Genomic DNA, 22,739 nt, shown 5'->3' with positions numbered 1-22,739 from the left:
GCCGCTACTCCGCGGCGCGCCCCGAGTCCTCGATCAGCCGCACCTTCACGTTCACCGCGAGCGGCCCGGACACCGACGGCTCCGCGTCGAGCAGGCGCCGGAGCTCCTCGCCGACCGTGCGGAGCGTCTCCGGCGCGGGCAGCGCCGCGGTCGCCGCGATGTGGGCGCTCACCGTGGTGAAGCCCTCCGAGCGGTCGATGTCGACGAGCACGTCCGGCTGCCGCAGCGCCAGCTTCACCGCGATCGCGTCGGCGGCCGCCTCGAGCACGGGCTGCGCCGGGTAGACGCCGGTGACGCCCTCCAGCTCGCGGATCGCCGCGGTCAAGCGCTGGGAGAGAGCGGTGTCGTCGGTCATGCGTCGTCCTCGTTCCCCGGGTACACGTCGTCGACGGTGACGTCGATCGCGCCGACGACGAGCTCGGTGTGGCGCTCGAGGGCGAAGCGGATCCGCTCGCGCAGCCGGTCCGCGGCACCCGCGACCGGCACGCCGAACTCCAGCGCGCAGGTCACGTCGACGCGGATCACGGCGCCCGGCGTCGCCACGTCGCCGTCGAGCGTGCAGCGGCCCATGATCACGCCGCCCATCGTGTCGCCGGCGCGGCGGATCATCCCGCGCACCGCCGCCTCGGTCAGCGCGAGCCGCAGCGTCGGGTCGGGGTGGCGGATCGGCACGTCCCGCCCGGAGCGCACCTCGGCGCGGATCGCGTCGAGCAGCCCCGCGATCCAGACCTCGTCGCGGTCCGGCTCCGCATCGGCGCGGCGGCGCAGCGCCCGCGCCGACAGCTCGTTCAGCCGGGTGAGGTTCGCGAGCGCGAGCCGGCAGGCGGCCGAGCCCTCGATCGACGGATCGACCGGGGTGCGTCCGCGGTCGAGGTAGTCGCCCAGCTCCTCCATCGTGTGGCCGTCGAGGTCGTCCTCGGGCACGTCGTCGCCCTCGGGCACGGCGTCGTCTGCGTCGATCATCGCCATGCCTCCAGTTCGTGGAGCAGGAAACGGCGGGCTCGGGCGAGCAGGCCGCGGACCGTCGAGACGGGGAGCTCGAGGGCGTCGGAGATCTCCTGGTAGCTGTAGCCGGCGGTCTCCCGGAGCAGCCAACAGCGTCGCTGATCGGGGGGCAATCGGTCCAGTGCCTCCCAGACGGCGTCCAGCTGGAGCCGCGCCTCCACGATGCGCTCGGGGGAGTTCTCGGCGGGAGCGGGCGGGTCCCAGTCGTCGATGTCGTCGTGGCGGCGGCGCACCCGGATCCGGTCGATCGCCTTGTGCGACACGATCCGCATCAGCCAGTTGCGGACGTGCGCGGGGCTGTCGAGGTCGCCGAGGCGGCGCCAGCCGGTGAGGAACGCCTCCTGCACCACGTCGTCCGACTCCGCCTCGGAGCCGAGCAGCTTCGCCGCGTAGACCCGCATCAGCGCGCCGTGGCGCCGGGCCAGCTGCTCGAACGCGGCGATGTCGCCGTCGACCGCGCGCGCGGCGAGCGTCGCATCGGAGGCGTGCAGCAGCGGATCGTCGGGCAGCGCGGGGTCCTCGGGCAGCGCAGCCTCCACGATCGCCACCTCCCGCCGTTCCACCGTCGTTCCGCGCCTGCGCTCGTTCTCTGCAGGCGCCGCTCCGAATGCCTACCAGCCTCCTCCTCCGGCGCCCAATCGGGTGGCCGCAATGCGAGCGAACTGCGGATCCGTGACGTTTCCGGCCCTGGACCCGTCTACATCTGTGGAGCCCGAGGACCGGCACCGCCACGAGCACACCCTCCCCGACCGACTCCGACCTCCCCGACCCCGAGAGAACCCCGCGCATGCAGACCACCCCGCCTCCGGCACCGAACGGATCGACCTTCACCATGGGCAGCCCGTTCGGCGCGGGCGGCGACTCCTCGCCGAGCGCCGAGCGGCGCTTCGAGGCCGCCGGCTCCGATCCCGCCGAGGCGTCCGCGGTCTACGCCGACGCGTACAGCGGCTCCTTCCGCGTCGAGCCGGCCGCCCGCGGCTTCTCCTTCCGCTACGCCTACCGCGGCAGCGAGCGCGTGACGCTGCGCACCTCGGACTGCGCGGGCGCGCTCACCGGCGAGGTCCCGCACCTGCGCGAGTACGTCGTCGGCTGGTTCCGCGCCGGTGGCGGGCAGCTCAACCTGCGCCCGTTCACCCGCACCGGGGCCGCCTCCGCACCGTTCCTGCTGCCCTCCGAGCGCCAGTTCGGGCTGGCCTTCCAGCCGCACCGGCAGAGCCTCGTCCACTTCGCGCCCGGCTTCCTCGAGGACGTCGCGACCGAGTCGCACTCCGGCCCCCGCCAGCCCGTCTCCTTCGATCACGAGGCCGACGCCGACCCCGGCGTGCTCGCCCGCTGGCGCACCGCGGTGTCGGACGCGACGGCCGCCCTCGCGAGCGCCGCGATCGCCCCGCTGGTCCGCTTCACCGCCGAGCTCAACCTCGCCCGAGCGCTGCTGCTGCTCTTCCGCTGGCGCGCCTGGGACGTGCCCGCCGTGCTGCGCCGCCCCTCCGCCTCCCGCACCCGCGTCGCCCTCGACTTCCTGCAGCACCACGCGCACGAGCCGATCACGCCCGCCGACGCCGCGCGCGCCGCCGGCCTCCACACCCGCACCCTGCAGCAGGCGACCCAGCGCCACCTCGGCGTCTCGCCCTCGGTCTATCTGCGCGACGTCCGCCTCGACCGCGCCCGCCACGACCTCACCGCCGGCGACCCCTGCTCGACCACCGTCGCCGCCGTCGCCCGCGAGTGGGGCTTCGGCAACCTCGGCCGATTCGCCAGCGCGTACCAGGCCCGTTTCGAGGAGCTGCCGAGCCACACCCTGCGTCGCTAGGGTCGACCGCCGATCATCGCGAGGGAGGGCGCGCGGCCCTTCTCGATGTGGGTGAAGGCGATCGACTCGGCGAGCCGGTCGTTGCCCGAGCGGATCGCGTCGAGCAGGCCGTGGTGCTCGTCCGACTGCTGGCGCTGGTCGCGGGCGCTGGTGAGGTAGAACAGCCAGGTCATCCGGCCGGTGACGGCGCGCATCAGCGAGGTGAGCAGGGCGCTGCCGGCGACCTCGACGATCGCCTCGTGCACCACCGTGGACGTCTCGGCGACCTCGAGCCAGTCCTCGCTGTCGAGGGCGCGGTGCTCGGCGTCGATCGCGTCGAGCAGCGGCTGGAGCGGCGCCCCGGCGGCGACGGCCTGCGCGGCCAGTCGCGCGGCGAGGGTCTCCAGGCTGAGCCGTACGTCGAAGAGCTCGACGACGTCCGCGACGCTCCACTGGGCGACCCGGGTGGAGCGACGCGGCAGCATCCGCACGAAGCCCTCGTTCGCGAGCTGCGGCACGGCCTCGCGCACCGGCAGCCGCGACACGTGCAGCTCGGTGGCGAGCGACGCCTCGACGAGCCGCGAGCCCTGCGGGTAGTGGCCGAGGATGATCTCCCGGCGCAGCGTGCGGTAGGTCTGGCTCGCGAGCGACTCCGACTCCTCGGTCGAGGCGAGTGTCATGGCGGTCCTCCTCGCGACGCCGGTGCGCGGCTCCGGCCCGGCGCGACCATTCAACACGCTCACCCGCCGGGCCAGCTCCGCGCCTTCGGCAGCGGCCGGGCGTAGCTGTCGATCCGGCTGGTCGCGAGCCCCTGGCGGACGAGGGTCTCGACGAGCGCCGCCGCGGCCGCGACCCCGTCGACGACCGGCACCGGCAGCCGCGCGCCGACGTGCTCCTCGAGCCCCGCCATCCCCGCGCAGCCGAGGCAGATCACCTCGGCGCCGCGGGCGATCGCCCGCTCGCCGGCCGCGACGAAGGCGTCGAGGGTGGCCTCGGGATCCTCGTCCAGCTCGAGGACGCCGAGCCCGGTGTCCTCGATCGCGGCGCAGTGCGCGATCAGGCCGGCGGTGGTGAGGCTGTCCTCGATCTGGCCGACGGCGCGGCGCACCGTGGTGACGACGCCGTAGCGGCGGCCGAGCAGCATCGCGAGATGCGCCGACGCCTCCGTGATGTCGACGACCGGCACCTCGAGCAGCTCGCGCGCGCCCTCGCGGCCGTGCTCGCCGAAGCCGGCCATCACGACGCCGTCGATGTCCGCCGGGAGCCGCTCGAGGGTGTGCAGCACGGCCGCGGCGCTGAGGAAGCTGTCGTACCAGCCCTCGGCCGACGCGACGCCCCAGCCGGGCGTGACCGCGACGATCTCGGTGCCCGGCCCGACGGCGAGCCGGGCGCGGGCGGCGGCCGTCTCGGTCATCGACGCGGTCGTGTTGCAGTTGACGACGGCGATGCGCATCAGCGGCTCGCCCCCGCGGGGACCCCGGACAGCCGGATCTCGCTGCCCGCGTCGCGCCGCCGCGCGAGGTCGATCAGCGCGGCGGCGACCGCGAGGTCCTGCGCGGCGAGCCCCACGGAGTCGAACACCGTGAGCTCCTCCGCCGAGACGCGGCCGAGCGCGCTGCCGGCCACGACGTCGCCCAGCTCGCGCAGGTCGGCGGCCGCGTCGAGCGCGCCCTCCGCGATCGCGCGGACGAGGTCGCCGGATTTCGCGCGGGCCGTCGCCGCGCTGTCGACCACGAGCGTCCCGAGCGCCATCGCGGCGGCGTCGAGCTCGCGGTGCTCCGGCCGGGGCCGGGCGCCGACAGCGTTGACGTGCTGACCGGCGTGCAGCCAGGCCCCGCGCACGATCGGGTCGACCGACGGCGTGAGCGTGCAGAGCACGTCGGAGCGCTCGGCGACCGCGCGCGGATCGGCGGCGCGGGTCACGGGGCGCTCGACCGCCTCCTCGAACCGGTCGAGCGTCGACTCCGAGCGCGACCAGACCACGATCTCGTCGAGATCGCGCACCGCCTGCAGCGCGCGGACGTGCGCGACGGCGAGGTTCCCGGCGCCGATCAGCCCGAGGACCCGGCTGTCCGCCCGCGCGAGGTGCCGCGTGGCGACCGCGGAGGCGGCGGCCGTGCGCGCCCGGGTGATCAGCGCGCCGTCGAGCACGGCGACGCACTCCCCGGTCAGCAGCGACGTGACGAGGATCGTCGAGCGCTGCGTCGGCAGCCCCCGCGTCGCGTTCCCCGGCAGATCCGCCATCAGCTTCACGGCGGCGAGCCCGAGCGCGTCGGACCTGACCGCCATCGGCAGGATCAGCCCGTCGTACCCGCCGGCGAGGGCCGCCGGTGCCGGCTGGTGCAGCGCCCCGGAGCCGAGATCGGCGAACACCTGCTCGACCGCGCCGAGCACGTCGACGTCCGGCAGCAGCCCGGCGATCTGGTCGGAGGCGAGGACGAGCGTCATCAGCGCGCGCCGACCGTCGCGCGGCCGGTCAGCTCGGCGAGCGACGGGGCGCTCGTGACGAGCCCGGCCTCGGCGAGGATCCGCATCCAGCGGTCGGACGCGGCCTCGTCGATCACGGTCGTGTCCCAGACCCCGCCCGCGGCCATCTCGTCGGCGGCCTCGCGCAGCAGTGCCGGGTCGCGGTCCGGCCAGCGCGCGGCGAGCACGGCGTCGATCTCGGCGCCGGCCTCGCCCGCGGTGATCCGCTGCATCGCCGTCTCGATCGCGTCGACGAAGCGCTCGGTGCGGTCGGCGAGCTCGTCGACCCGGTCGGTGCGGGTGTAGTAGACGCTGTTGGGCATCACGCCCGCGTCGAGGTGGCGGAAGACGATCTGCCCGCCGCCGGCCGCGACGAGCTCCTTCGCCGAGAGCAGGTCGAGCACGATCGCGTCGCCGAGGCCGTCGCGGTAGAGCTCGAGCATCATCGCGGTGGACAGGTCGCGCCCCCAGCGGGTGGCCGAGACGTCGAGTCCGGCCTCGCGGATCAGCCCGGCGGTGAACTCGAACGGCGCGCTGCCGCCGGCGCCCGGTGCGAGCACGACCTTGCCGGCGAGCCAGTCGAGCCCGACCGGTCCGGAGCCCTCGCGAGCGACGATCGTCATCGGGAAGCGGTGGTTGAGCTGGCCGACGACGGTGAGCTTCCGGCTGGTGCCGGCGTACATCCCGGGCACCCAGAGGCCGCCCAGGGCGAGGTCCGCGGCGCCGGAGTCGAGGTCGTCGAGCACTCCGGTCCAGGGGTCGCAGGCGGTGGCGGTGACGGCCAGGCCGCGCTCGGCGAAGAGTCCGCCGACGTCGGCGACGTACTCGGGGAGGTAGTTCAGTCCGTTGGCGGTGGCCGAGACGTTCAGGGTGTCCATGGTGCTCCTTGAGGTGCTGTCCGGGTGGATGGTCGCGCCCCCGGTGCCGGAGCACCGGGGGCGCGGGGTGGGTCAGTGGGCGGCGGCGGCGATCGCGTTCTCGTTGACGTCCTCGAGCGAGCGCCCGCGGGTCTCCGGGGCGAAGCGGGAGGCGATGACGAGCACCGCGTACATCACCGCGGCGAGTCCGAAGACTCCGGCGAAGGCGAACGAGCCGTAGAGCGCGACGGCGAGGAACGGCATGACCGCTCCGGCGATGTTGCCGATGCCGTTCACGATCGAGGCGCCGGAGGCGCGGATCGCGGTCGGGAAGATCTCGGCGGTCCAGGTGGCCAGCGTGGTGTTGGTCACCATCGTGAAGAACTGGAAGAGCGCGCCGAGCACCAGGATCGCGCCGGTGCCGTTGCCGAAGGCGGCGAAGGCGAGCGCGGTGAGGCAGCCGAGGACTCCGGCGGCGCCGACGGCCGTGCGGCGGCCGACGCGACCGGCGATCAGGGCCGCGGTCGTCGCTCCGAGGAGCGAGCCGATGTTCATGATCATCGTGTAGAGCAGGCTCTCCGAGACGGAGTAGCCGCGCTCGACCAGCAGGGTCGGCATCAGGAAGTTCAGCGTGACCTGCGAGCCGAAGGCCATCCAGGACGCGACGCCGAGGGCGGCGGTCCGGCGGATCACCGGGCGGCTGAAGACGGCGGCGGGCGAGGCGGACATCCGCACGGGCGGCAGGTCGTCCTGGGACAGCTCGACGGGCGGTCGGTCGGTGGTGGGGGTGAGCGAGTTCGAGGCGAGGATCGCGAGCGAGCGGTTCGCCTCCTCCGTGCGGCCCTGGGAGAGCAGCCAGCGCGGCGTCTCCGGCAGCTTGCGGCGGTAGAAGACGACCAGCAGCGCGGGGACCGCGAGGATCACGAACGACCAGCGCCAGACGGAGTCGGGGCCGCCGAGCGGGGTCTCCAGCGGGCCGAGGAGCAGCAGGAACAGGCCGTAGGAGAGGAAGTTGCCGAGGCCCCCGGCGCCGACGTTGACGGCGCCGATCGCGGTGCCGCGGAAGCGGGTGGAGACCATCTCGGAGAGCATGACGAGTCCGATCATGAACTCGCCGCCGATGCCGATGCCGACGATGAGGCGGCTGACGAGCAGCATCTCGTAGTTCATCGCGACGGCGCTGAGCAGTCCGCCGAGCGTGTAGATCAGCAGATTGAGGCTGAGCGAGAAGCGGCGGCCGTAGCGGTCGGCGAGGTAGCCGGCCAGCAGGCGGCCGATCAGTCCGCCGATGACCGTGGCGGTGTTGATCGTCGTGAGCTGGATGTCGCCGATCTGCAGCGTCTCCTTGATGTGGCTGCCCATGGCACCCACCGAGTTCTGCTCGAGGGTGTTGAAGAACTCCCCGGCCAGGATCAGCAGGAAGATCCAGAACTGCGCGCGGGTGAAGCCGATCGAATCGAGGACGGAGGCGACCGTGTGGCCTGAAGCGGGCGGAGCGGTGGTGCGGGATACAGCAGTCATGTGTAGCTCCCAGCAGGGCGAGGGGGGAAGCGGCTCCAGAGTGATGGTCACCGCGAGGACTCCTCTTTTGTATCCCGAACACCGTTTCCGGCAGGTTTCGCCCATGCTACAACCTGCGCACAGGGCCGTGGAATCCGGAGAGAAGGTCAGCAGAGCTCCTCGAGCCGCTCTGTCCGGTATACAAAACAGCTCGATCGGCGCTGTCGCGGTGCCACCCGGCTCCGCCGGCGCCACCGAGTGCAGGTTCGCCGACATCTGCCGCGCAACCGGGCGGGCTGTGGACGGCGCTGGCCGCGGAGCGCGTCGGCGCTCGGCGTTTCCTGCGCACTCGCTGATCCGCCGGGACGATTCCGGCGGCCCGCACGTCTGATTCATGTGCGACGGATCGTCGTCACCGCGACCGAGTCGCGCATCACCTTCTACCAGGGAGAGCATCATGACCAACGTCACCCCCAGCACCGTCGCCACCACCACGGCGAAGCACGGCACCGAGACCTCGACCGGCAAGAACACCATCGCCGACGGCGTCGTCGAGAAGGTCGCCGGCATCGCCGCCCGCCAGGTCGCCGGCGTGCACGACCTCGGTGGCGGAGCCGCCCGCGCCATCGGCGCCATCCGCAACGCGATCAACGCGCAGGACCGCGGCCAGGGCATCTCCGTCGAGGTCGGCGAGAAGCAGGTCGCCGCCGACATCACCGTCGTCGCCGAGTACCCCGTCGCGCTGCAGAAGCTCGCCGACAGCATCCGCTCCGCCGTCTCCGAGGCCATCTCCTCGGTCGTCGGCATGGAGGTCACCGAGGTCAACGTGACCGTCGCCGACGTCTACATCCCCTCGGACGACAAGGACGAGGACACCGAGAGCCGCGTCAAGTGACTCCCTCCCGTCTCGGCCTGGTCCTGGGCGCCGTCCTGGCGATCACCGGCCTGATCTTCGGCTTCTGGGCGCTCCTCTGGGTCGCCCTCGCCATGGCCATCGGCTTTGGCGTCGGCCGCGTCGTCGAGGGCAAGCTCGACCTGAGCTCGCTCGCCGACACCCTCCGCGGGCGGCGGTCCTCGTGACCGCGGCGGTGATGGCCGACCAGGCCCGCCACGGCCGCACGACGATCACCTCGCGCGCCGTGCGCAGGGTCGTGTCGGCCGTCACCGCGGAGGCGCTCGACGTCGACGCGTCGGACGTCTCGGTCGAGCTGGACGACGACGGGGGGAAGCTGCACGTCACCGCGCAGGCCCCCCTGCGCATCCGTCCGCTCGGCGAGGGGGACCGCCGCTCCGGCACCCTCCTGAGCCGTCTCAGCACGGCCCAGTCCACCATCCGCACCCGCTGCCTCGAGCTGACCGGGTCCACCATCGGGCGCGTCGACCTCCGGATCACCGGAGCCGACCTGCGCGAGCGAAGGAGAGTCTCGTGAGCGACTCCGCAGTGCAGAACCCGACGGCCCAGAATCCGACGGCGCTGTACAACCGCCTCGTCCGGCGCGAGATCACCTCGTCCCGCTCCACCTCGGCGATCGTCCTCGCAGTCCTGCTCATCCTCGTCTTCGCGTGGCTGGGCACGGAGGCGGTGCTCGCCGCCCTCGGGCAGCCCGCGCTGCTCGTCGCCCCGCAGGACGGAGCGGCCGCGGTGCTCGGCGCCGCGAGCGCTCCCGTCGCGCTGATCGTGGCCGGCGGAGCGGTCGCCGCGGTGATCGGGCTCGTCCTGATCGTCGTGTCGTTCTCCCCGGGTCGTCGCGGCCGTCGCCGCGCCGTCGCCGATCGCACTGCGGCCGTCATCGACGACCGCGTGATCGCGCAGAGCCTCGCCCGCACCGCCGCCTTCGCCGGCGACGTCGACCCCGACCAGGTGTCGGTGTCGATCGGCGGTCGCACGGCCGGTGTCACCGTCGGCCGCACCTCCGGGCGCAGCCTCGACGTCGGCAGCATCCGCGAGGCGGTCGACGCCGAGCTCGCCGGCTACGACGTCAGCCCGAAGCTCACGGCGCGCGTGCGCCTGTCCGAGAAGGGGACGGTCCGATGACCACCACCAACCGGTTCCTCAACCGCCTCCTCCTGTTCGTCGTGGGCCTCGTGCTCCTGCTCGCCGGCGGTGCCGTCGCGGCCGGAGCGCTGTTCCCCGACATCCAGCAGACGGTCTCCACCGGCGCGGAGGACGCGACGCAGCCCACCAGCGACGCCCTCTCCGGCGGGCAGCCGTGGATCCTCTGGGTCACGGCCGTCGTCGCCCTCGTGCTGATCCTGCTGCTGGTGCGCTTCATCGTGCGCCAGGGCCGGGGACGCACCTCGACGCTGCTGCGCGTGGGCTCGGGCTCCGGCTCGGGCACGCCGACCGGCGGCTCCGTCACCATCGACGCGAAGGTCGCCGAGCACGTCCTCGAGGAGGCGCTGTCGCACGATCCCTCGATCGTCGCGCTCGACGTCACCGCCTTCGAGGTCAAGCACCGCACCGTCCTCCGCGTCACCGCGCACACCCGCCGCGGCGTCTCGCCGATGCGGACCCGCCGCGCGATCGACGACGCGGTGAAGCGCTGGGACGCCGTCCTCGGTGAGGAGACCCCCGTGGTGATCCAGATCGTCAGCGGGATCCGCACCAGGATGAGCAGCAGCGCTCGCGTGCAGTAGCGGCGTCCGCGCCGCCCCGTGCCGCGCACCCGCCGCACCGTACGATCCGGCCCTCCCGTTCGGGAGGGCCGGAAGACCACTGAGGAGTACCCCATGACCGACACCGTCGGAACGAACGACCTCCGCGCCATCGACGGCGCGCACCCGGAGGACGAGTCGATCGAGCGACTGCTCGCGACCGCCGCCGCGGAGACCACCGCCGGTGTCACCGGCGTCCACCACCTCGGCGGCACCGCCGCCCGCACCCTCGACCGCGCGACCCGCGCCGTGCTCGGCACGAGCACGAGCCCCGGCGTGAGCATCGCCCGCGTCGACGGCGCCCTCGTCCTCGACCTCGACCTGGTGTCGGAGTACCCGCGCCCCGTCCAGGAGGTCATCGACGCCGTCCGCGAGCAGGTCGGCAAGGCCGCCGCGCAGCTGACCCGCGAGCACGTCGTCGTCAACGTCAACGTCACCGACGTGCACGGCCCCTTCGACCCGATCGAGGTGCCCGGCTCCGAGCGCGAGGACGGCCCGTCCCTGGTCGAGAAGGCCGGCGATGCGATGGACTCCGCCCGCGAGAAGGGCGGCGCCGCCCTCGACTCCGCCCGCGAGAAGGGCGCTGCCGCGCTCGACACCGCCCGCGAGCGGACCGCCGACGCGCTCGACGACGCGTCGGACCGCCTCGACGAGGCCGCCGACCGCGCCGCCGAGTCGGACGCCACCGCGGACTCGCTGTCCGACGAGGTCGCCACGCGGCCGGCCGCCGAGACCCGCGACTCCGACTCCGACTCCGACGCCGACTCCGTCGAGACCGTCGTCGTGACCGCCGATGCGCCCGCCGCCGAGTTCGTCGTCCGCGTCGAGGTCGAGCCGGTGGACGCCGACGCCTCCTCCGACGCCGATGCCGACGTCGCCGTCGCCGAGCGCCGCGGGTCGGAGTAGGCCGTGCCCACCCGCTCCTACGGCTCGCGCCGGAAGCCCCGCGCCGCGTGGGCCGCCCTCGCGACCGGCGTCGTCGTCAGCTTCCTGATCGTCGTCGGCGTGCTGCTCCCGGTGCTCGGCCTGATCGGGGCGGCCGACGCGACGACCGCGGGCGTCCTCGACGTCCCGGTCGGCGCGATCACCCTCTCGATCGTGCTCAGCTACCTGGTCGCCCTGGCCTTCCTCGCGCTGGCGTTCGTCTCCCGCAACGCCGCCCTCGCCTGGGTCGCCGCGGTCGCGGCCGTGATCGCCACCCTCGTCGGCTCGCTCTGGCCGCTGCTCGCCACCGCCTTCGCGAGCGTCGACCAGGCCGGAGACGTCATCCCCTTCATCCAGGACCTGATCGGCCGCGTCACCGGCTGACCGCCCTCTTGCTGATCGAGTAGCCCTCGAAGAGGGCGTATCGAGATCCGGCGCCCGTCGACGAGCGCCCGCCTTCACTCCACCCGAGGTCGGCGACACGGCATCAGCTGAGACCCCCTGTCATCGCCCATCGTGGATGAGAGTCCGTCTCAGCTGATGTTCTGCAGCGCCGCCACCCGTAGCGTGGCGGGATGACCACCAGCACCGACCTCGACGACCTCCGCGCGCACTACCTGCGCGTCTACGACGAGCAGCTCCGCACCGACGCCGAGACGCCGAGCGCCGTCGCGGTGACGCTGGTCGGCCCGCTCCGGCTGGTCACCTTCGCAGGCGGGCGCGGCTTCGTCACCTACCGCGACCTCGGCGAGGCGGACGAGGCGGCGATCGACGACCTCGTCGCCGCGGCCCGCGCGCACTTCGACGCCGACGCGGAGATCCGCAAGGTCGAGTGGAAGACCCGCGGCCACGACCGGGCGCCCGGACTGCACGAGGCGCTGCTGCGGCACGGCTTCGCCGCCGAGGAGACCGAGTCGATCATGATCGGCCCGCTCGAGGCGCTGACCCGAGACGCTCCGGTCCCCGACGGCGCGACCCTGCGCCGCGTCGTCGACGAGCCGGACGTGCGGGCCTTCAGCGCGATGATCGACGCCGCGTTCGGAGAGGACGTCGACACGGACATCGCCGACGCGCTCGTCGCGCGGCTCGCCCGCGGCGACGGCATGGAGCTGTGGGTCGCGGAGGCCGACGGGCGCATGGTCGGCGGCGGGCGGCTCGAGCCGGTCCTCGGCTCCGAGGTCGTCGGCATCTGGGGCGGCGCCGTGCTCGAGGAGTACCGCGGGCGCGGGATCTACCGCGCGCTCACGGCCGCCCGCGCCGTCTCCGCGCTCGAGGCCGGCCGCACGCTCGTGCACAGCGACTCGACCGAGTACTCGCGCCCGATCCTCGAGCGCTCGGGTCTGCTGCGCGTCTCGACGACGACCCCGTACCTGTGGCGCCGCCCGTGAGAGGCGCGCCCGCCGCATGCTGATCGAGTAGCCCGCGCAGCGGGCGTATCGAGATCCACCGTCCTGCAGAGGCGTGGGTCTCGATACGCCCCTCCGGGGCTACTCGACCAGCAAGAACTCGAGACGCCCCTGCCGGGCTACCGACCAGCAAGAACTCGAGACGCCCCTCTCCGAGGGCTGCTCGACCAGCGGGGAGGATCAGCTCGGCGAGGTGATCTCGAGCGCGATGTTGTCGGGGTCGCGGAACTCGAGGATGCTCTCACCGCCGGTGTCCTTGATCGGCTCGTGTGCGATGCCGAGCTCGTCGAGCGCGGCGGCGGCCGACTTCAAGGCGTCGATGTCGGCGACGGCGAAGCTGAGGTGGTCGAGGCCGACGCGGTCCTCGTCGAAGCGGTCGCCCGCGTCGGCGACGGGGCGCAGGCCCAGCAGCCCGCCGGGGAACTTGTAGATCAGCCCGCCGAACAGGAACGCGAGCTGCTCCTTCTGCTCCTCGGGCGCATCCGCGGGCGGCGCCTCGTAGGCGACGTCGAAGCCGAAGACGGAGTCGTAGAAGGCGCGCGAGACGGCGATGTCGCGGACCGTCAGGCGGATGTGGGCGTAGTCGACAGCGGGGATCGGCACGGTGGTTCCTCTCGGGGGCGGCGGGCGGAAGTGCCCGCTCTCCATCATTCGGAGCCCTCGCGATCCGCGGGGAGGGCTGGCGCCCCGGCCCGCGATCGGGTAGCCGCGCTCAGTCCAGCTCGGCCGGCCGCGCCGGCTCGGCCAGCAGCGCCCGCGCCGCCATCCCGATCACCGCGCTGTAGGTGGGGTAGGCGAACCGCACGTTCGCGAGCGTCGCGACGTCGACTCCCGCCGCCATCGCCGTCGTCACCGACTGCACCACCTCGATCGCGTTCTCGCCCACGGCGTGCGCGCCGAGCAGCAGCTCGCGGCGGCGGTCGGCGATCAGCGTCAGGAATCCGCCCTCGCGGTCGTCGATCACGGCGCGGTCGACGCTCGAGAACGGCACCGACGCGACGATGCACTGCGGATCGCGCTCGCGCGCCTGCTCCTGGGTGAAGCCGACGCCCGCGTAGTCCGGGTCGGTGAAGCCACCGGCCGGCAGCAGGAACTGCGGAGTGCGCCGGTTCGCGCCCAGCACCGCGTTCTCGGCCGCCGCCTCCGCCTCGAACTGCGCCGCCTGCACGAGCATGTCGCGTCCGTTCGCGTCGCCGACCGCGAAGACGTGCGGCACGACGGTGCGGAAGTACTGATCCGCCGGGATCGCCGAGCGGACGACCTCGATGCCCGCGTTCTCGAGCCCCAGGTCCTCGACGTCGGCGGGCCAGCCGGTCGCCATGATCACGGCGTCCATGCCCTCGGTGCGGGAGTCGCCGCCCTCGCGCCAGGTGAGGTCGATCGAGCCGTCCTCCGCGCGCTCCAGCCGCTCGATGGTCTCGATGCCCAGGTGCACGCTCACGCCCTGGCGCTCGAAGGCGCCGGCCACGTGCTCCGAGATGCTCGCGTCCGAGGTGGTGAGGATGCGCGGCGCCACGTCGAGCAGCGTCACCTCCGACCCGAACGCGTTGAACACCGTGACCAGCTGCGCGCCGGTGTTGCCGCCGCCGATCACCGCGACCCGGCGGGGGAGCGCGGGCAGCGCCAGCACGTCCTCGGGCACGGTCGCGAGCTCGGCGCCGGGGATCGGCAGGCGGCGGGAGTGGCCGCCGACGCAGATCATGATCGAGCGGGCGCGGATCCGGCGGCCGCTGTCGAGGACGAGCGTGCTCTCGTCGGCGAAGCGCGCGCGGCCCTCGTGGAGCAGCACGACGCCCGCCTCCTCGAAGCGCTGCGCCTCGCGCTTGATCGAGCGGACCTTGTCGACCCGGGCGTGCACGTGGCGGACGGTCGCGGCCCAGTCGACGACGGGCGTGCCGACGTCGACGCCGTAGTCGCCCGCGGTGCGTGCCTCGCGGACGATGCGCGCGGTCTTCGCGAGCACGCGCGTGGGCACGCAGCCGGTGTTGACGCAGGTGCCGCCGACGCGGCCGGCCTCGAGCACGACCACGCTCGCACCCAGCTCGGCGGCGCGGAGGGCCGCGGCGGTGCCTGCGGGCCCCGCGCCGATCACGGCGACGTCGTACTCGTCGGGGCTGTCGGACGGAGTGCTGGTGCTGGCGGGCACGGCGGGGCCTCTCGGATCGGGTCGGTGTCCCCGCATCCTGGCGCCCGCGCCCTCGGTTTCTCTGAGCGCCCCCGCAGGCTTGACAGGTCGGATCGGCCGGCTGTCAGGCGCGTCGAGCGCGGGCGAGGAGCTCGCGATGCGCGCGCTGAGCGCTCTGAGCCTCGGCAGCCGTGATCGCCCGCGCCGAGTAGCCCCCTTTCGTCTTCAGCGAGAGGAGCCGCTCCAGGTGCTTCGCCGCGTCCGGATCGGCGCGGCGGAGCAGGGCCACGGCCTCGGAGTGCGAGCCGGTGGGGGAGTAGCGTCCCAGGCGCCGGATGCAGATCACGTCGCTCGCGGCGATCCCTGCGTGCACCGCCATCGTGGTGAAGGCGTCGGTGCTGTCGATCTCGCCGTCGGGGCCGACGAAGAGCGCCGCGGTGTCGGCGAACTCCTCCGCCTTCGAGAGCCGGGCGACGGCGACGGTCGGGTCGGCGTCGCGGTCCGCGGTCATCGCGCGCCCACGAGCCGGCGGAAGGCGACGGGGGAGCCGATCAGGGGGATCCCCTCGTCGGCGATCGAGCGGAGCACCGGTTCGGCGGCGGCGGCGTCGCGCAGCTCACCCTCGGACATCTCGAGGACTCGCGGATCGTTGCCGGTCCAGGCCCGCGCGTCGCGCACGAGCGACGACACCTGCTCGTGCCACGCGTCGTCCGGCGCGTCGGGCTGCTGCAGGAAGAGGTCGAGATCGCTGTCCACCCGCATCTCCCCGCGGGCCATCGAGCCGAACAGAGCCGCGTAGCTCGGCCGCTGCTCCCAGCTCTCGAGAGTCGAGACGAGGCGTTCGTGCAGCGTCTCGCCGAGCCGCGCGAGCTCGATGATCGGGCCCGCGGCCAGGTGGGAGCGGTTGAGTCGGTAGATCGTCGACCGACCGACGGTCTGGCCGGTGACGATCCCCTCGTCGACGAGGCGAGCGAGCGTCCGCCGGATGCCCTCGAGCGATCGGGCTCCAATGCGGGTGCGCAGCTCGCCGACGGAGAACCAGTCGTCGGCGCGCGCGAGGACCGTCAGGACGTCGCCGTCGACTCCCGGCGTGACGACACCGAGCGGCCGCTGCAGCCTCATTCGCACCTCCTCGCGCAGAAAAGTAAGTGATCACCAACAATAGTACGACTGCTATGAAAACACTCAGCGTGGCGCGCAATCACTCCGTCGGCGAGCGCTCGCGACAGGGTGCCCGCCGCTCACGCCTCGGGGTCCGCCGTCTGCACGAGCTGGAAGCCGCCCTCGATGGAGCCGTCGGGGCGCAGGGTGACGCGGGTGTAGACCGGGGTGTCCTCGCCGGTGGCGGTGCCGACCACGTCGATCGCGTCGCCGGCGAAGAACGACTCGAGGCCCGTGCAGCCCGCGGCGAACGAGCCGTCGGGGCGCTCGAGGGCGAGGCAGATCCGGGTGCCGTTCGGGGCGGCGAGCAGCAGCCGGTCGTTCTGCGTGGTCTCGAAGGCGGGGCTGTAGACCTCGGCGGGGCCGGAGAGCAGGGCGAGTCCGGTGGGGATGTCGGTGGTGACCTCCCAGCCCTCGACGATCGCGGCGAAGCGGTCGATCGCGCGGGCGGTGGGGGTCGCGGACGCCGGAGTCGCGACGGGCTCGGGCGTCGCCGCGGAGACGGCCGAGGCGACGGCGGCGCCGAGGAGGAGGCCGCCGGTCAGGAGCGCCGCACCGAGGAGGACGCCGCGGTGGCGGGGGAGCGGGCGGGCGCGGAGCGGCGGCCGCGGGCTGCGGCCTCCGAGGCGGCGGGGGCGGGCGTGGCGACCGGTGTCGCGGTGTCCGGCGCCTCGGCCCGGAGCCGTCGCGCGGCCTCTCGCCGCCGGGACTCGTCGGCGTCGTCGCCGCTCGGGCGGGCGTAGAGCGCGCGCTCGAGATCGCGGCGCTCGTCGTCCTCGTCCTGCACGCCGTCAGTATGGCGGACCCGCCGATCACTCCGCCGTCATCAGCCCGGTGCCCGGCACGCCGTCGACGCGGGCGTAGCGCAGCCGCACCACTCCGCTCGGGGAGGTGACCGCGGGCTCCTCCAGCCGCAGGTTCGTCGGCACCGCCCCTCCCGCGAACACCGGCTTGCCCGCGCCGAGCAGGATCGGGTGCAGCCACAGCGTCAGCCGGTCGAAGAGCTGCTCGGCGAGCAGCGTCTGCACGAGGTCGAGGCTGCCGATGACGTGCACCGCGGAGTGGCGCTCGCGCACCTCGCGGACGGCGGCGGGCAGGTCCGGGCCGAGCTGCACCGAGCCCACCCAGTCGAGGGCGGGCGCGCCGCGGGAGGCGACGTACTTCGGGATCCGGTTGAACAGCTCCGCGATCGGCCCCTGCTGCTGCGGCCAGTAGCCCGCGAAGAGGTCGTAGGTGCGGCGGCCGAGCAGCAGCGCGTCCATGCCGGCCATCCCGTCGAGGACCTGCTCGCCGACGGTCTCGTCGACGAGCGGCGCCTGCCAACCGCCGAACGCGAAGCCGTCGGACGGGTCCTCGTCCGGGCCGCCGGGCGCCTGCGCCACCCCGTCGACGGTGCTGAACAGATCGATCTCGAGGGTTCCCACGGTGCGCTCCTCTGCGTCGGCGGCTCGGCACCGACGCTCCCACCCGGAGCGCGGCGGGGCAAGGGGATCCATGCCGCCCCACGAAGGTGTCGACTGTGCTCGCTCCCAGTATCCAGCACAGTGAATTGACGCAGGTCGATCTGCTGGACCGACTTGACGGTTCCGAAGGCCCTCCGCAGACTGGGAGCGCACACAGTTCGAAGGAGAACCCCATGCCCTCACGCCGACGCAGAACCGCGGGCCTCGCCGCGATCGCCGCCGTCGCCACCGTCCTCGGCACCGTCGGGGGAGCGGCCACCGCCTCCGCCGCGGAGCCCGCCGGCCCCGTCGCCGCCGGCATCGTCGTCGATCGCGTCGACGACCTCTCGCCCGACTTCGTCAAGGGCGTCGACGTCTCGAGCGTCCTGTCGCTCGAGGAGAGCGGAGTCGTCTTCCGCGACACCACCGGCGCCGTCGCCGACATCTTCGACGTCCTCGCCGAGGAGGGCGTCACCGCGGTCCGCGTCCGGGTCTGGAACGACCCGTTCGACGCCGAGGGCAACGGCTACGGCGGCGGCGACGTCGACGTCGCGCGCGCCGTCGAGATCGGCGAGCGGGCGACCGCCGCGGGCCTCGGCCTGCTCGTCGACTTCCACTACTCCGACTTCTGGGCCGACCCCGGCCGCCAGCTCTCGCCCAAGGCCTGGGCCGGTCTGGACGACGCGGCCCGCACGACGGCGCTGCACGACTACACCGCCGAGTCGCTCCAGGCGTTCGAGGACGCCGGCGTCGACGTCGACATGGTCCAGATCGGCAACGAGACCAACAACGGCATGGCCGGCTACACCCGCGCCGCGACCGACATGGACGCGACGCTCGCCGGGCTCTTCTCCGCGGGCAGCAGCGCCGTCCGCGAGGTGCTGCCGGACGCGCAGGTCGCCGTGCACTTCACCAACCCGGAGACGCCGGGCCGCTACGCCGCGATCGCCGCCGGCCTCGACGCGTTCGGCGTCGACTACGACGTCTTCGCCAGCTCCTACTACCCGTTCTGGCACGGCTCGCCCGAGAACCTCACCGCGGTGCTGGGCGGCATCGCCGACACCTACGGCAAGAAGGTCATGGTCGCCGAGACCTCGTGGGCGCACACCCTCGAGGACGGCGACGGCTACCCGAACGTGATCGACGCGGCGACCGTCACCGACGACTACCCGATCAGCGTCCAGGGCCAGGCCACCGCGCTCCGCGACGTCATCGCGGCGGTCGCGGCCGTCGGCGAGGCGGGGATCGGCGTCTTCTCCTGGGAGCCGGCCTGGCTCCCGGTCGGCCCGCCGAGCAGCGTCGAGCACAACCGCATGCTCTGGGAGCGCGACGGCTCCGGCTGGGCCAGCAGCTTCGCCGGCCCCTACGACCCGGTGCACGTGGGCGAGGCGTACGGCGGCTCCGCCTGGGACAACCAGGCGCTCTTCGCGACCGACGGCACCCCGCTCGAATCGCTCCGCACCTTCCGCTACGTCGACACCGGTGCGACCGCTCCCCGCGCCGTCACCGGGATCGACGCCGTCGCGCTCACCGTCGTCGACGGCCAGCCGGTCGAGCTGCCCGCGACCGTCGCCGTGCGCTGGAACGACGGCTCCGTCGAGGACACCGCGGTGACCTGGAGCGGCGCGGTGTCGTGGATCCGCGGCCCCGGCGAGTACTCGATCCCCGGCCGCACCGCCACCGGCCTCGACGTGGTGGCGACGGTGACCGTCGTGGCTCCTGACCTCGTGGTCGACCCCGGCTTCGAGAGCGCGGACGGCTCGGCCTGGACCCTCACCGGCCCGGCCGCGCGCACGCAGACCGGCGACGCCGCCGAGGGCGAGCACGCGATCACCTTCTGGAGCGCCGACGCCTACTCGGCCTCGGTCCGCCAGAGCGTCACCGGAGTGCCGGCCGGCTCGTACACGCTGCAGGCAACGACGCAGGGCACGAACAGCCCCGCGACCGACGTCCGCACGCTGAGCGCCACCACCTCGGCGGGCACGGCGAGCGCGCCGCTGCCGTTCACGACGTGGAGCTCCTTCGCGACGACGACCGTGCCGGTCGTGGTCGGCGCGGACGGCGTCGTCGACATCTCGGCCGACTTCGCGCTCTCCGGAGGGGCGTGGGGCGTCTTCGACGACGTCCGCCTCGTCGCCGACACCGCCGTCTCCGCCGCGGACACCGCCGCGCTCGAGGCGGCGCTCGCCGAGGCCGATGCGGTCGACCGCGCCGCCTGGACTCCGGAGTCGCTCGCCCGCCTCGACGAGAGCCGGGCCGTCGCGTCCGTCGTCCTCGCCGGATCGGCCGCGACGCAGGAGGACGTCGACGCCGCGGAGCGCGGACTGAGCGCGTCGATCGACGCGCTCGAGAACGTCCTGCGGGTGCGTCTCAGCGCGGAGGTGACCTGCGCCGCTGGCCGGGCCGTGATCGCTCTGAAGGCCGAGAACGGCGGCTCCGAGCGGGTCGCCCTCTCGGTCCGCACGCCCTATGGCAGCGCTGCGCTGCCGGCGCTCGCCGCGGGCACGACGGCCGCGCTGAAGGTCCCGACCCCGCTCCGCGCCGTCCCCGCGGTGTCCCTCTCGGTCACCGCGAGCGCGACGATCGACGGCGCCGTGGTCACGGCGACCCTCCCCGTGGAGTCCCCCGCGACCCGCTGCCGCTGACCCCTTCCGCGAGATGCCACTTGTGCACGCGACACGCCGATGATGGCGGTCACAAGTGGCATCTCGCGGAGGAGGCGGCCGGAGTCAGCCGGAGGGGTTCTCGACGGGGTCGCCCTCGGGGTCGGTCGCGGTGTCGGGGTCGACCTGGTCGGGGTCGACGGTGCCCGGGTCGATGGTGCCCGGGTCGATGGTGCCCGGGTCGATGGTGCCGGGGTCGGTGGTGCCGGGGTTGTCGGGAGTGCTCGTGTCGGTCATCTGATCCTCCTCGTTGCGTTCTGCGGGTGTGCGTTCTGCGGATGGTGCGTCGGCCACGCTACGGTCCGGGCCGCTCCGCGGGACCCCCGTTGACGGGAGCGGGGGGCGCGTGCGGGCGGCGGCTAGCCAGTCCGCCGCCGCCACCGCAAGGCCTGTCACCGCTTCCGCGCGATTCGTACTGTGGGGGCACCGAGTCGAGGAGCAGACGCGCGAGATGATCCGAACCACCGTCACCATCGAGGGCAAGACCTACGGACTCTCCCAGGGGACGGACGTCGCCGATCTCAAGGAGTCCGCGACCCGCGCGACCCAGGCCGGCGGCGGCCTCGTCGACTTCGTCGTGGTCGGCAATCGCCAGGTCAGCGTGCTGATCTCGACCGGTGTGCCGGTGATCTTCGAGGAGGTCCAGGTCCCGGACGACGCGCGCGACACCGGCGACCTGCAGGAGCCCTGGGACGACATCGACTACCTGGACTGACGCGAACCTCCGCCCGGACGCCTCCCGAGGGAGCGCCGTCCGCGCGGTCCCAGACGCCTGAGGGGCGCCGCCGGCTGGACCCGGCGTCCCTCGGGCTCCTCCCCTTCCGCGCCCGCCGCTGCGGAGCGCGGGTCAGAAGGCCGTGCTCTCGGCCTCCTCCGCCCCGGCATCGGCGAGCTCGCCCGCGACGAGGACCGCGGCGGCAGTGCTGAGGGCCGAGCGCACCTGCTCGGCGGTGACGTCGAGGAGGCCGGCGATCGCCTCGACGTCGTGGCCGCCGGTGTGGCGCAGAAGCCAGCACTGGCGTTCGAGCGCGGCCAGTCCGTGCAGGCGCCGGTGGAAGGCGGTGCGGACGAGGTCGTCCTCGCGGAGTCCGACCGTCGCCGTCGCCGGGAGGAGTGCGGCCTGCCGTCCGACGCTGTGGCGGCCGATCTCCGTCCGCGCGATCTCGAGGGCCGACTGCTCGTCGACGAACCGCGGCGAACCCGAGCGGAGGGTGACCGCGGCCTGGTGCAGAGCGGCGGCGGCCATCGACTCCGAGAGCGTGAGCCGGTAGGCGTAGGCGTAGAGGCCGGCCGAGCGGGCCTTCGTTTTCGCGTCCACGGTTCTCTCCTCGGGTCGGCTCGGCCGGGGCGGCCTGACGTCGAAGCCGATGCTAGAGGGCAGAGAACGATCGTTCTACCCTTGACATGCTCAGACAGTTATCGATACATACGCATCTAGCCCCTCGTCAGTCCCGCGCCGAGAGGATGCAGAACTCGTTCCCCTCCGGATCCGCGAGCACCACCCACGACTGCTCGCCCTGGCCGACGTCGAGCCGGGAGGCACCCATCGCGACGAGCCGGTCGACCTCCGCCGCCTGATCGTCGGGCACGAAGTCGAGATGCAGGCGGTTCTTCACGGTCTTCCGCTCCGGCACGTCCAGGAAGAGGAGGCTCGGCCCGCGGCCCGACGCGGGCAGCAGCTCGATCCCCTCGTCGTCCTCGTCCACGACGTCCCAGCCGAGCGCCTCCTGCCACCAGTGCCCGAGGGCGCGGAAGTCGGTGCAGTCGACGATGATCTCTTCGAAGCTCAGGCTCATGCCGCCGACGCTAATCGGCGCTCGCCGTGTCGCGGAAGGGGTCGCGGAGGATCGGTGGAGAGCGCGGCCGCCGCGGCACCTGGGGAGGAGCTCGTGCCGAAGCGGCACGACGGCTGGCTCCGGAGCGCGCGGTCCGGCATCCTCGAGCGGAGCCGGACGGACGCACCGCGCTCGTGGAAGGGAACGACATGAGCGAGCACGAGCACGGCACCGAGCACGCCACTCCCCGAGAGCACGGCACTCCCCGCGAGCACGCCACTCCCCGCGACCACTGGGAGGCGCGCTACACCGACTCCGACCGCGTCTGGTCGGGCCGGCCGAACGCGACCCTCGTCGACCTCGTCGGCGGCCTGACTCCCGGCCGCGCCCTCGACCTGGGCTGCGGCGAGGGCGGCGACGTCCTCTGGCTGGCGGCGCAGGGCTGGACCGTCACGGGCCTCGATCTCTCCGAGACGGCACTCGCGCGCGCCCGCACCGAGGCGCTCGCCCGGGGCCTCGTGATCGACGTCCGCCAGGCGGATCTCGGCGGCGACTGGCCGGTCGAGGGCGTCTTCGACCTGGTCGCCTCGAGCTTCCTGCACTCGATGGTGGAGCTGCCGCGGATCCCGATCCTGCGCCGGGCCGCCGACCTCGTCGCGCCGGGCGGCGTCCTCGCGATCGTCTCGCACGCCGCCGCGCCGCCCTGGTCCGCGCACTCGCACCGGCACGAGGACGGGCCCGTCCTCGCCTCGCCGGAGGAGGAGCTCGCCGCCCTCGCTCTCGATCCGGCGGAGTGGACGCCACGGGTCGTCGAGACCCGCGAGCGGACCGCGACCGGCCCGGACGGCGAGGACGCCGTGCTCCTGGACGGAGTCCTCCTCCTCGAGCGGCGCGCGGCGCCGTCGCACTGAATCCTGTCGTCGCTCCTCCACAGGACGGCCTTCGACGAGTTCTCTTCGGATGAGTCGGAT

At 73.5% G+C, this 22,739-nt stretch carries 29 protein-coding genes; 12 read left to right on the top strand and 17 right to left on the bottom strand.

Annotation, left to right across the window (positions count from 1 at the left end; translation table 11 throughout):
* Positions 1-4: 4 nt before the first annotated feature.
* From GSU72_RS18520 to GSU72_RS18510, 3 genes are read right to left on the bottom strand one after another with little or no spacing between them, the layout of a single operon-like run.
* Positions 5-355, bottom strand: a complete 351-nt coding sequence (locus GSU72_RS18520) for a hypothetical protein (protein WP_159986353.1) — start codon at positions 353-355, stop codon at positions 5-7.
* Complete coding sequence (locus GSU72_RS18515; RefSeq protein WP_159986352.1) at positions 352-963, bottom strand: Asp23/Gls24 family envelope stress response protein; 612 nt, start codon at positions 961-963, stop codon at positions 352-354. The genes GSU72_RS18520 and GSU72_RS18515 overlap by 4 nt, the downstream gene beginning before the upstream one ends.
* A complete protein-coding gene (locus GSU72_RS18510) occupies positions 960-1,544 on the bottom strand; it encodes an RNA polymerase sigma factor (protein WP_244255887.1) in 585 nt (194 codons plus the stop codon). The genes GSU72_RS18515 and GSU72_RS18510 overlap by 4 nt, the downstream gene beginning before the upstream one ends.
* 248 nt (positions 1,545-1,792) lie before the next feature.
* Here GSU72_RS18510 and GSU72_RS18505 point away from each other — a divergent pair, with 248 nt between their 5' ends.
* Positions 1,793-2,815 carry a helix-turn-helix domain-containing protein gene (locus GSU72_RS18505; RefSeq protein WP_159986351.1) on the top strand — a complete coding sequence of 341 codons (1,023 nt, stop codon included), beginning with the start codon at positions 1,793-1,795 and terminating at the stop codon, positions 2,813-2,815.
* Here GSU72_RS18505 and GSU72_RS18500 read toward each other — a convergent pair.
* The 5 genes from GSU72_RS18500 to GSU72_RS18480 form a co-directional block, all read right to left on the bottom strand.
* A complete protein-coding gene (locus GSU72_RS18500; RefSeq protein WP_159986350.1) occupies positions 2,812-3,474 on the bottom strand; it encodes a GntR family transcriptional regulator in 663 nt (220 codons plus the stop codon). The genes GSU72_RS18505 and GSU72_RS18500 overlap by 4 nt on opposite strands.
* A gap of 59 nt (positions 3,475-3,533) precedes the next feature.
* On the bottom strand, positions 3,534-4,247 hold the full coding sequence (locus GSU72_RS18495; protein ID WP_159986349.1) for an aspartate/glutamate racemase family protein: 714 nt from the start codon (positions 4,245-4,247) through the stop codon (positions 3,534-3,536).
* Complete coding sequence (locus tag GSU72_RS18490) at positions 4,247-5,242, bottom strand: ornithine cyclodeaminase family protein (protein ID WP_159986348.1); 996 nt, start codon at positions 5,240-5,242, stop codon at positions 4,247-4,249. Before GSU72_RS18490 ends, GSU72_RS18495 begins: the two co-directional genes overlap by 1 nt.
* Complete coding sequence (locus tag GSU72_RS18485; RefSeq protein ID WP_159986347.1) at positions 5,242-6,138, bottom strand: ABC transporter substrate-binding protein; 897 nt, start codon at positions 6,136-6,138, stop codon at positions 5,242-5,244. The genes GSU72_RS18490 and GSU72_RS18485 overlap by 1 nt, the downstream gene beginning before the upstream one ends.
* 72 nt (positions 6,139-6,210) lie before the next feature.
* Positions 6,211-7,638, bottom strand: coding sequence for an MFS transporter (locus tag GSU72_RS18480; RefSeq protein WP_244255886.1), 1,428 nt, complete (start codon positions 7,636-7,638; stop codon positions 6,211-6,213).
* 436 nt (positions 7,639-8,074) lie between these two features.
* On the opposite strand from GSU72_RS18480, the gene GSU72_RS18475 reads away from it, so the two are divergent.
* From GSU72_RS18475 to GSU72_RS18440, 8 genes are all read left to right on the top strand, one after another.
* The gene (locus GSU72_RS18475) at positions 8,075-8,512 is read left to right on the top strand and encodes an Asp23/Gls24 family envelope stress response protein (RefSeq protein ID WP_159986346.1); all 438 of its coding nucleotides are present in this window, start codon (positions 8,075-8,077) and stop codon (positions 8,510-8,512) included.
* Positions 8,509-8,697: a hypothetical protein gene (locus tag GSU72_RS18470; protein WP_159986345.1), complete on the top strand. Its 189-nt coding sequence runs from the start codon at positions 8,509-8,511 to the stop codon at positions 8,695-8,697. Before GSU72_RS18475 ends, GSU72_RS18470 begins: the two co-directional genes overlap by 4 nt.
* Positions 8,694-9,047: a hypothetical protein gene (locus GSU72_RS18465; RefSeq protein WP_244255885.1), complete on the top strand. Its 354-nt coding sequence runs from the start codon at positions 8,694-8,696 to the stop codon at positions 9,045-9,047. Before GSU72_RS18470 ends, GSU72_RS18465 begins: the two co-directional genes overlap by 4 nt.
* Entirely contained in the window at positions 9,044-9,652 is a 609-nt protein-coding gene (locus GSU72_RS18460) for a hypothetical protein (RefSeq protein ID WP_244255884.1), read from the top strand. Before GSU72_RS18465 ends, GSU72_RS18460 begins: the two co-directional genes overlap by 4 nt.
* Positions 9,649-10,254: a hypothetical protein gene (locus tag GSU72_RS18455; RefSeq protein ID WP_159986344.1), complete on the top strand. Its 606-nt coding sequence runs from the start codon at positions 9,649-9,651 to the stop codon at positions 10,252-10,254. Before GSU72_RS18460 ends, GSU72_RS18455 begins: the two co-directional genes overlap by 4 nt.
* Positions 10,255-10,347: 93 nt before the next feature.
* On the top strand, positions 10,348-11,178 hold the full coding sequence (locus GSU72_RS18450; RefSeq protein WP_159986343.1) for an Asp23/Gls24 family envelope stress response protein: 831 nt from the start codon (positions 10,348-10,350) through the stop codon (positions 11,176-11,178).
* Positions 11,179-11,181: 3 nt separating this feature from the next.
* Positions 11,182-11,580 carry a hypothetical protein gene (locus GSU72_RS18445; RefSeq protein WP_159986342.1) on the top strand — a complete coding sequence of 133 codons (399 nt, stop codon included), beginning with the start codon at positions 11,182-11,184 and terminating at the stop codon, positions 11,578-11,580.
* A 191-nt stretch (positions 11,581-11,771) separates the two neighbouring features.
* Entirely contained in the window at positions 11,772-12,584 is an 813-nt protein-coding gene (locus GSU72_RS18440) for a GNAT family N-acetyltransferase (RefSeq protein ID WP_159986341.1), read from the top strand.
* 198 nt (positions 12,585-12,782) lie between these two features.
* Here the strand turns inward: GSU72_RS18440 and GSU72_RS18435 are convergent, their stop codons facing one another.
* The 6 genes from GSU72_RS18435 to GSU72_RS18410 all read right to left on the bottom strand — a co-directional run bounded on the left by GSU72_RS18435 (position 12,783) and on the right by GSU72_RS18410 (position 17,312).
* Complete coding sequence (locus tag GSU72_RS18435) at positions 12,783-13,205, bottom strand: VOC family protein (RefSeq protein WP_244255883.1); 423 nt, start codon at positions 13,203-13,205, stop codon at positions 12,783-12,785.
* A gap of 109 nt (positions 13,206-13,314) precedes the next feature.
* Positions 13,315-14,748, bottom strand: a complete 1,434-nt coding sequence (locus tag GSU72_RS18430; RefSeq protein ID WP_244255882.1) for an NAD(P)/FAD-dependent oxidoreductase — start codon at positions 14,746-14,748, stop codon at positions 13,315-13,317.
* Between the two features lie 103 nt (positions 14,749-14,851).
* Positions 14,852-15,238 (bottom strand): hypothetical protein, encoded by a 387-nt coding sequence (locus tag GSU72_RS18425; RefSeq protein WP_208545103.1) that lies wholly within the window; start codon positions 15,236-15,238, stop codon positions 14,852-14,854.
* A complete protein-coding gene (locus GSU72_RS18420) occupies positions 15,235-15,849 on the bottom strand; it encodes a nucleotidyltransferase domain-containing protein (RefSeq protein ID WP_159986339.1) in 615 nt (204 codons plus the stop codon). Before GSU72_RS18420 ends, GSU72_RS18425 begins: the two co-directional genes overlap by 4 nt.
* Positions 15,850-16,429: 580 nt before the next feature.
* Positions 16,430-16,675 carry a hypothetical protein gene (locus tag GSU72_RS18415; RefSeq protein ID WP_159986338.1) on the bottom strand — a complete coding sequence of 82 codons (246 nt, stop codon included), beginning with the start codon at positions 16,673-16,675 and terminating at the stop codon, positions 16,430-16,432.
* 25 nt (positions 16,676-16,700) lie between these two features.
* Positions 16,701-17,312, bottom strand: coding sequence for a dihydrofolate reductase family protein (locus GSU72_RS18410; protein ID WP_159986337.1), 612 nt, complete (start codon positions 17,310-17,312; stop codon positions 16,701-16,703).
* 212 nt (positions 17,313-17,524) lie between these two features.
* Here GSU72_RS18410 and GSU72_RS18405 point away from each other — a divergent pair, with 212 nt between their 5' ends.
* Positions 17,525-19,975 (top strand): glycosyl hydrolase 53 family protein, encoded by a 2,451-nt coding sequence (locus tag GSU72_RS18405; RefSeq protein WP_159986336.1) that lies wholly within the window; start codon positions 17,525-17,527, stop codon positions 19,973-19,975.
* 84 nt (positions 19,976-20,059) lie between these two features.
* Here the strand turns inward: GSU72_RS18405 and GSU72_RS18400 are convergent, their stop codons facing one another.
* Entirely contained in the window at positions 20,060-20,230 is a 171-nt protein-coding gene (locus GSU72_RS18400) for a hypothetical protein (RefSeq protein ID WP_159986335.1), read from the bottom strand.
* A gap of 214 nt (positions 20,231-20,444) precedes the next feature.
* On the opposite strand from GSU72_RS18400, the gene GSU72_RS18395 reads away from it, so the two are divergent.
* The gene (locus tag GSU72_RS18395; RefSeq protein ID WP_159986334.1) at positions 20,445-20,708 is read left to right on the top strand and encodes a hypothetical protein; all 264 of its coding nucleotides are present in this window, start codon (positions 20,445-20,447) and stop codon (positions 20,706-20,708) included.
* Between the two features lie 132 nt (positions 20,709-20,840).
* Here the strand turns inward: GSU72_RS18395 and GSU72_RS18390 are convergent, their stop codons facing one another.
* Both GSU72_RS18390 and GSU72_RS18385 read right to left on the bottom strand, forming a co-directional pair.
* Positions 20,841-21,311, bottom strand: coding sequence for a hypothetical protein (locus GSU72_RS18390; protein ID WP_159986333.1), 471 nt, complete (start codon positions 21,309-21,311; stop codon positions 20,841-20,843).
* A gap of 127 nt (positions 21,312-21,438) precedes the next feature.
* Positions 21,439-21,789 carry a VOC family protein gene (locus GSU72_RS18385; protein WP_159986332.1) on the bottom strand — a complete coding sequence of 117 codons (351 nt, stop codon included), beginning with the start codon at positions 21,787-21,789 and terminating at the stop codon, positions 21,439-21,441.
* Between the two features lie 188 nt (positions 21,790-21,977).
* Here GSU72_RS18385 and GSU72_RS18380 point away from each other — a divergent pair, with 188 nt between their 5' ends.
* The gene (locus GSU72_RS18380) at positions 21,978-22,679 is read left to right on the top strand and encodes a class I SAM-dependent methyltransferase (protein ID WP_159986331.1); all 702 of its coding nucleotides are present in this window, start codon (positions 21,978-21,980) and stop codon (positions 22,677-22,679) included.
* Positions 22,680-22,739 lie beyond the last annotated feature (60 nt).

This window comes from Rathayibacter sp. VKM Ac-2760 (assembly GCF_009834185.1).
Classification (GTDB): Bacteria; Actinomycetota; Actinomycetes; order Actinomycetales; family Microbacteriaceae; genus Rathayibacter.
Note: the sequence above shows the minus strand (reverse complement) of the source record. Positions and strands in the feature narration are given on the sequence as shown.

Excerpts from the sequence above, each read along its gene's own strand:
- GSU72_RS18385 (WP_159986332.1), bottom strand. The coding sequence starts at position 21,789 with ATGAGCCTGAGCTTCGAAGAGATCATCGTCGACTGCACCGACTTCCGC.
- GSU72_RS18450 (WP_159986343.1), top strand. The coding sequence starts at position 10,348 with ATGACCGACACCGTCGGAACGAACGACCTCCGCGCCATCGACGGCGCG.
- GSU72_RS18405 (WP_159986336.1), top strand. The coding sequence starts at position 17,525 with ATGCCCTCACGCCGACGCAGAACCGCGGGCCTCGCCGCGATCGCCGCC.
- GSU72_RS18380 (WP_159986331.1), top strand. The coding sequence starts at position 21,978 with ATGAGCGAGCACGAGCACGGCACCGAGCACGCCACTCCCCGAGAGCAC.
- GSU72_RS18500 (WP_159986350.1), bottom strand. The coding sequence starts at position 3,474 with ATGACACTCGCCTCGACCGAGGAGTCGGAGTCGCTCGCGAGCCAGACC.
- GSU72_RS18425 (WP_208545103.1), bottom strand. The coding sequence starts at position 15,238 with ATGACCGCGGACCGCGACGCCGACCCGACCGTCGCCGTCGCCCGGCTC.
- GSU72_RS18475 (WP_159986346.1), top strand. The coding sequence starts at position 8,075 with ATGACCAACGTCACCCCCAGCACCGTCGCCACCACCACGGCGAAGCAC.
- GSU72_RS18515 (WP_159986352.1), bottom strand. The coding sequence starts at position 963 with ATGATCGACGCAGACGACGCCGTGCCCGAGGGCGACGACGTGCCCGAG.
- GSU72_RS18440 (WP_159986341.1), top strand. The coding sequence starts at position 11,772 with ATGACCACCAGCACCGACCTCGACGACCTCCGCGCGCACTACCTGCGC.
- GSU72_RS18395 (WP_159986334.1), top strand. The coding sequence starts at position 20,445 with ATGATCCGAACCACCGTCACCATCGAGGGCAAGACCTACGGACTCTCC.
- GSU72_RS18495 (WP_159986349.1), bottom strand. The coding sequence starts at position 4,247 with ATGCGCATCGCCGTCGTCAACTGCAACACGACCGCGTCGATGACCGAG.
- GSU72_RS18400 (WP_159986335.1), bottom strand. The coding sequence starts at position 20,230 with ATGACCGACACGAGCACTCCCGACAACCCCGGCACCACCGACCCCGGC.
- GSU72_RS18455 (WP_159986344.1), top strand. The coding sequence starts at position 9,649 with ATGACCACCACCAACCGGTTCCTCAACCGCCTCCTCCTGTTCGTCGTG.
- GSU72_RS18420 (WP_159986339.1), bottom strand. The coding sequence starts at position 15,849 with ATGAGGCTGCAGCGGCCGCTCGGTGTCGTCACGCCGGGAGTCGACGGC.
- GSU72_RS18480 (WP_244255886.1), bottom strand. The coding sequence starts at position 7,638 with ATGACTGCTGTATCCCGCACCACCGCTCCGCCCGCTTCAGGCCACACG.
- GSU72_RS18505 (WP_159986351.1), top strand. The coding sequence starts at position 1,793 with ATGCAGACCACCCCGCCTCCGGCACCGAACGGATCGACCTTCACCATG.
- GSU72_RS18485 (WP_159986347.1), bottom strand. The coding sequence starts at position 6,138 with ATGGACACCCTGAACGTCTCGGCCACCGCCAACGGACTGAACTACCTC.
- GSU72_RS18520 (WP_159986353.1), bottom strand. The coding sequence starts at position 355 with ATGACCGACGACACCGCTCTCTCCCAGCGCTTGACCGCGGCGATCCGC.
- GSU72_RS18490 (WP_159986348.1), bottom strand. The coding sequence starts at position 5,242 with ATGACGCTCGTCCTCGCCTCCGACCAGATCGCCGGGCTGCTGCCGGAC.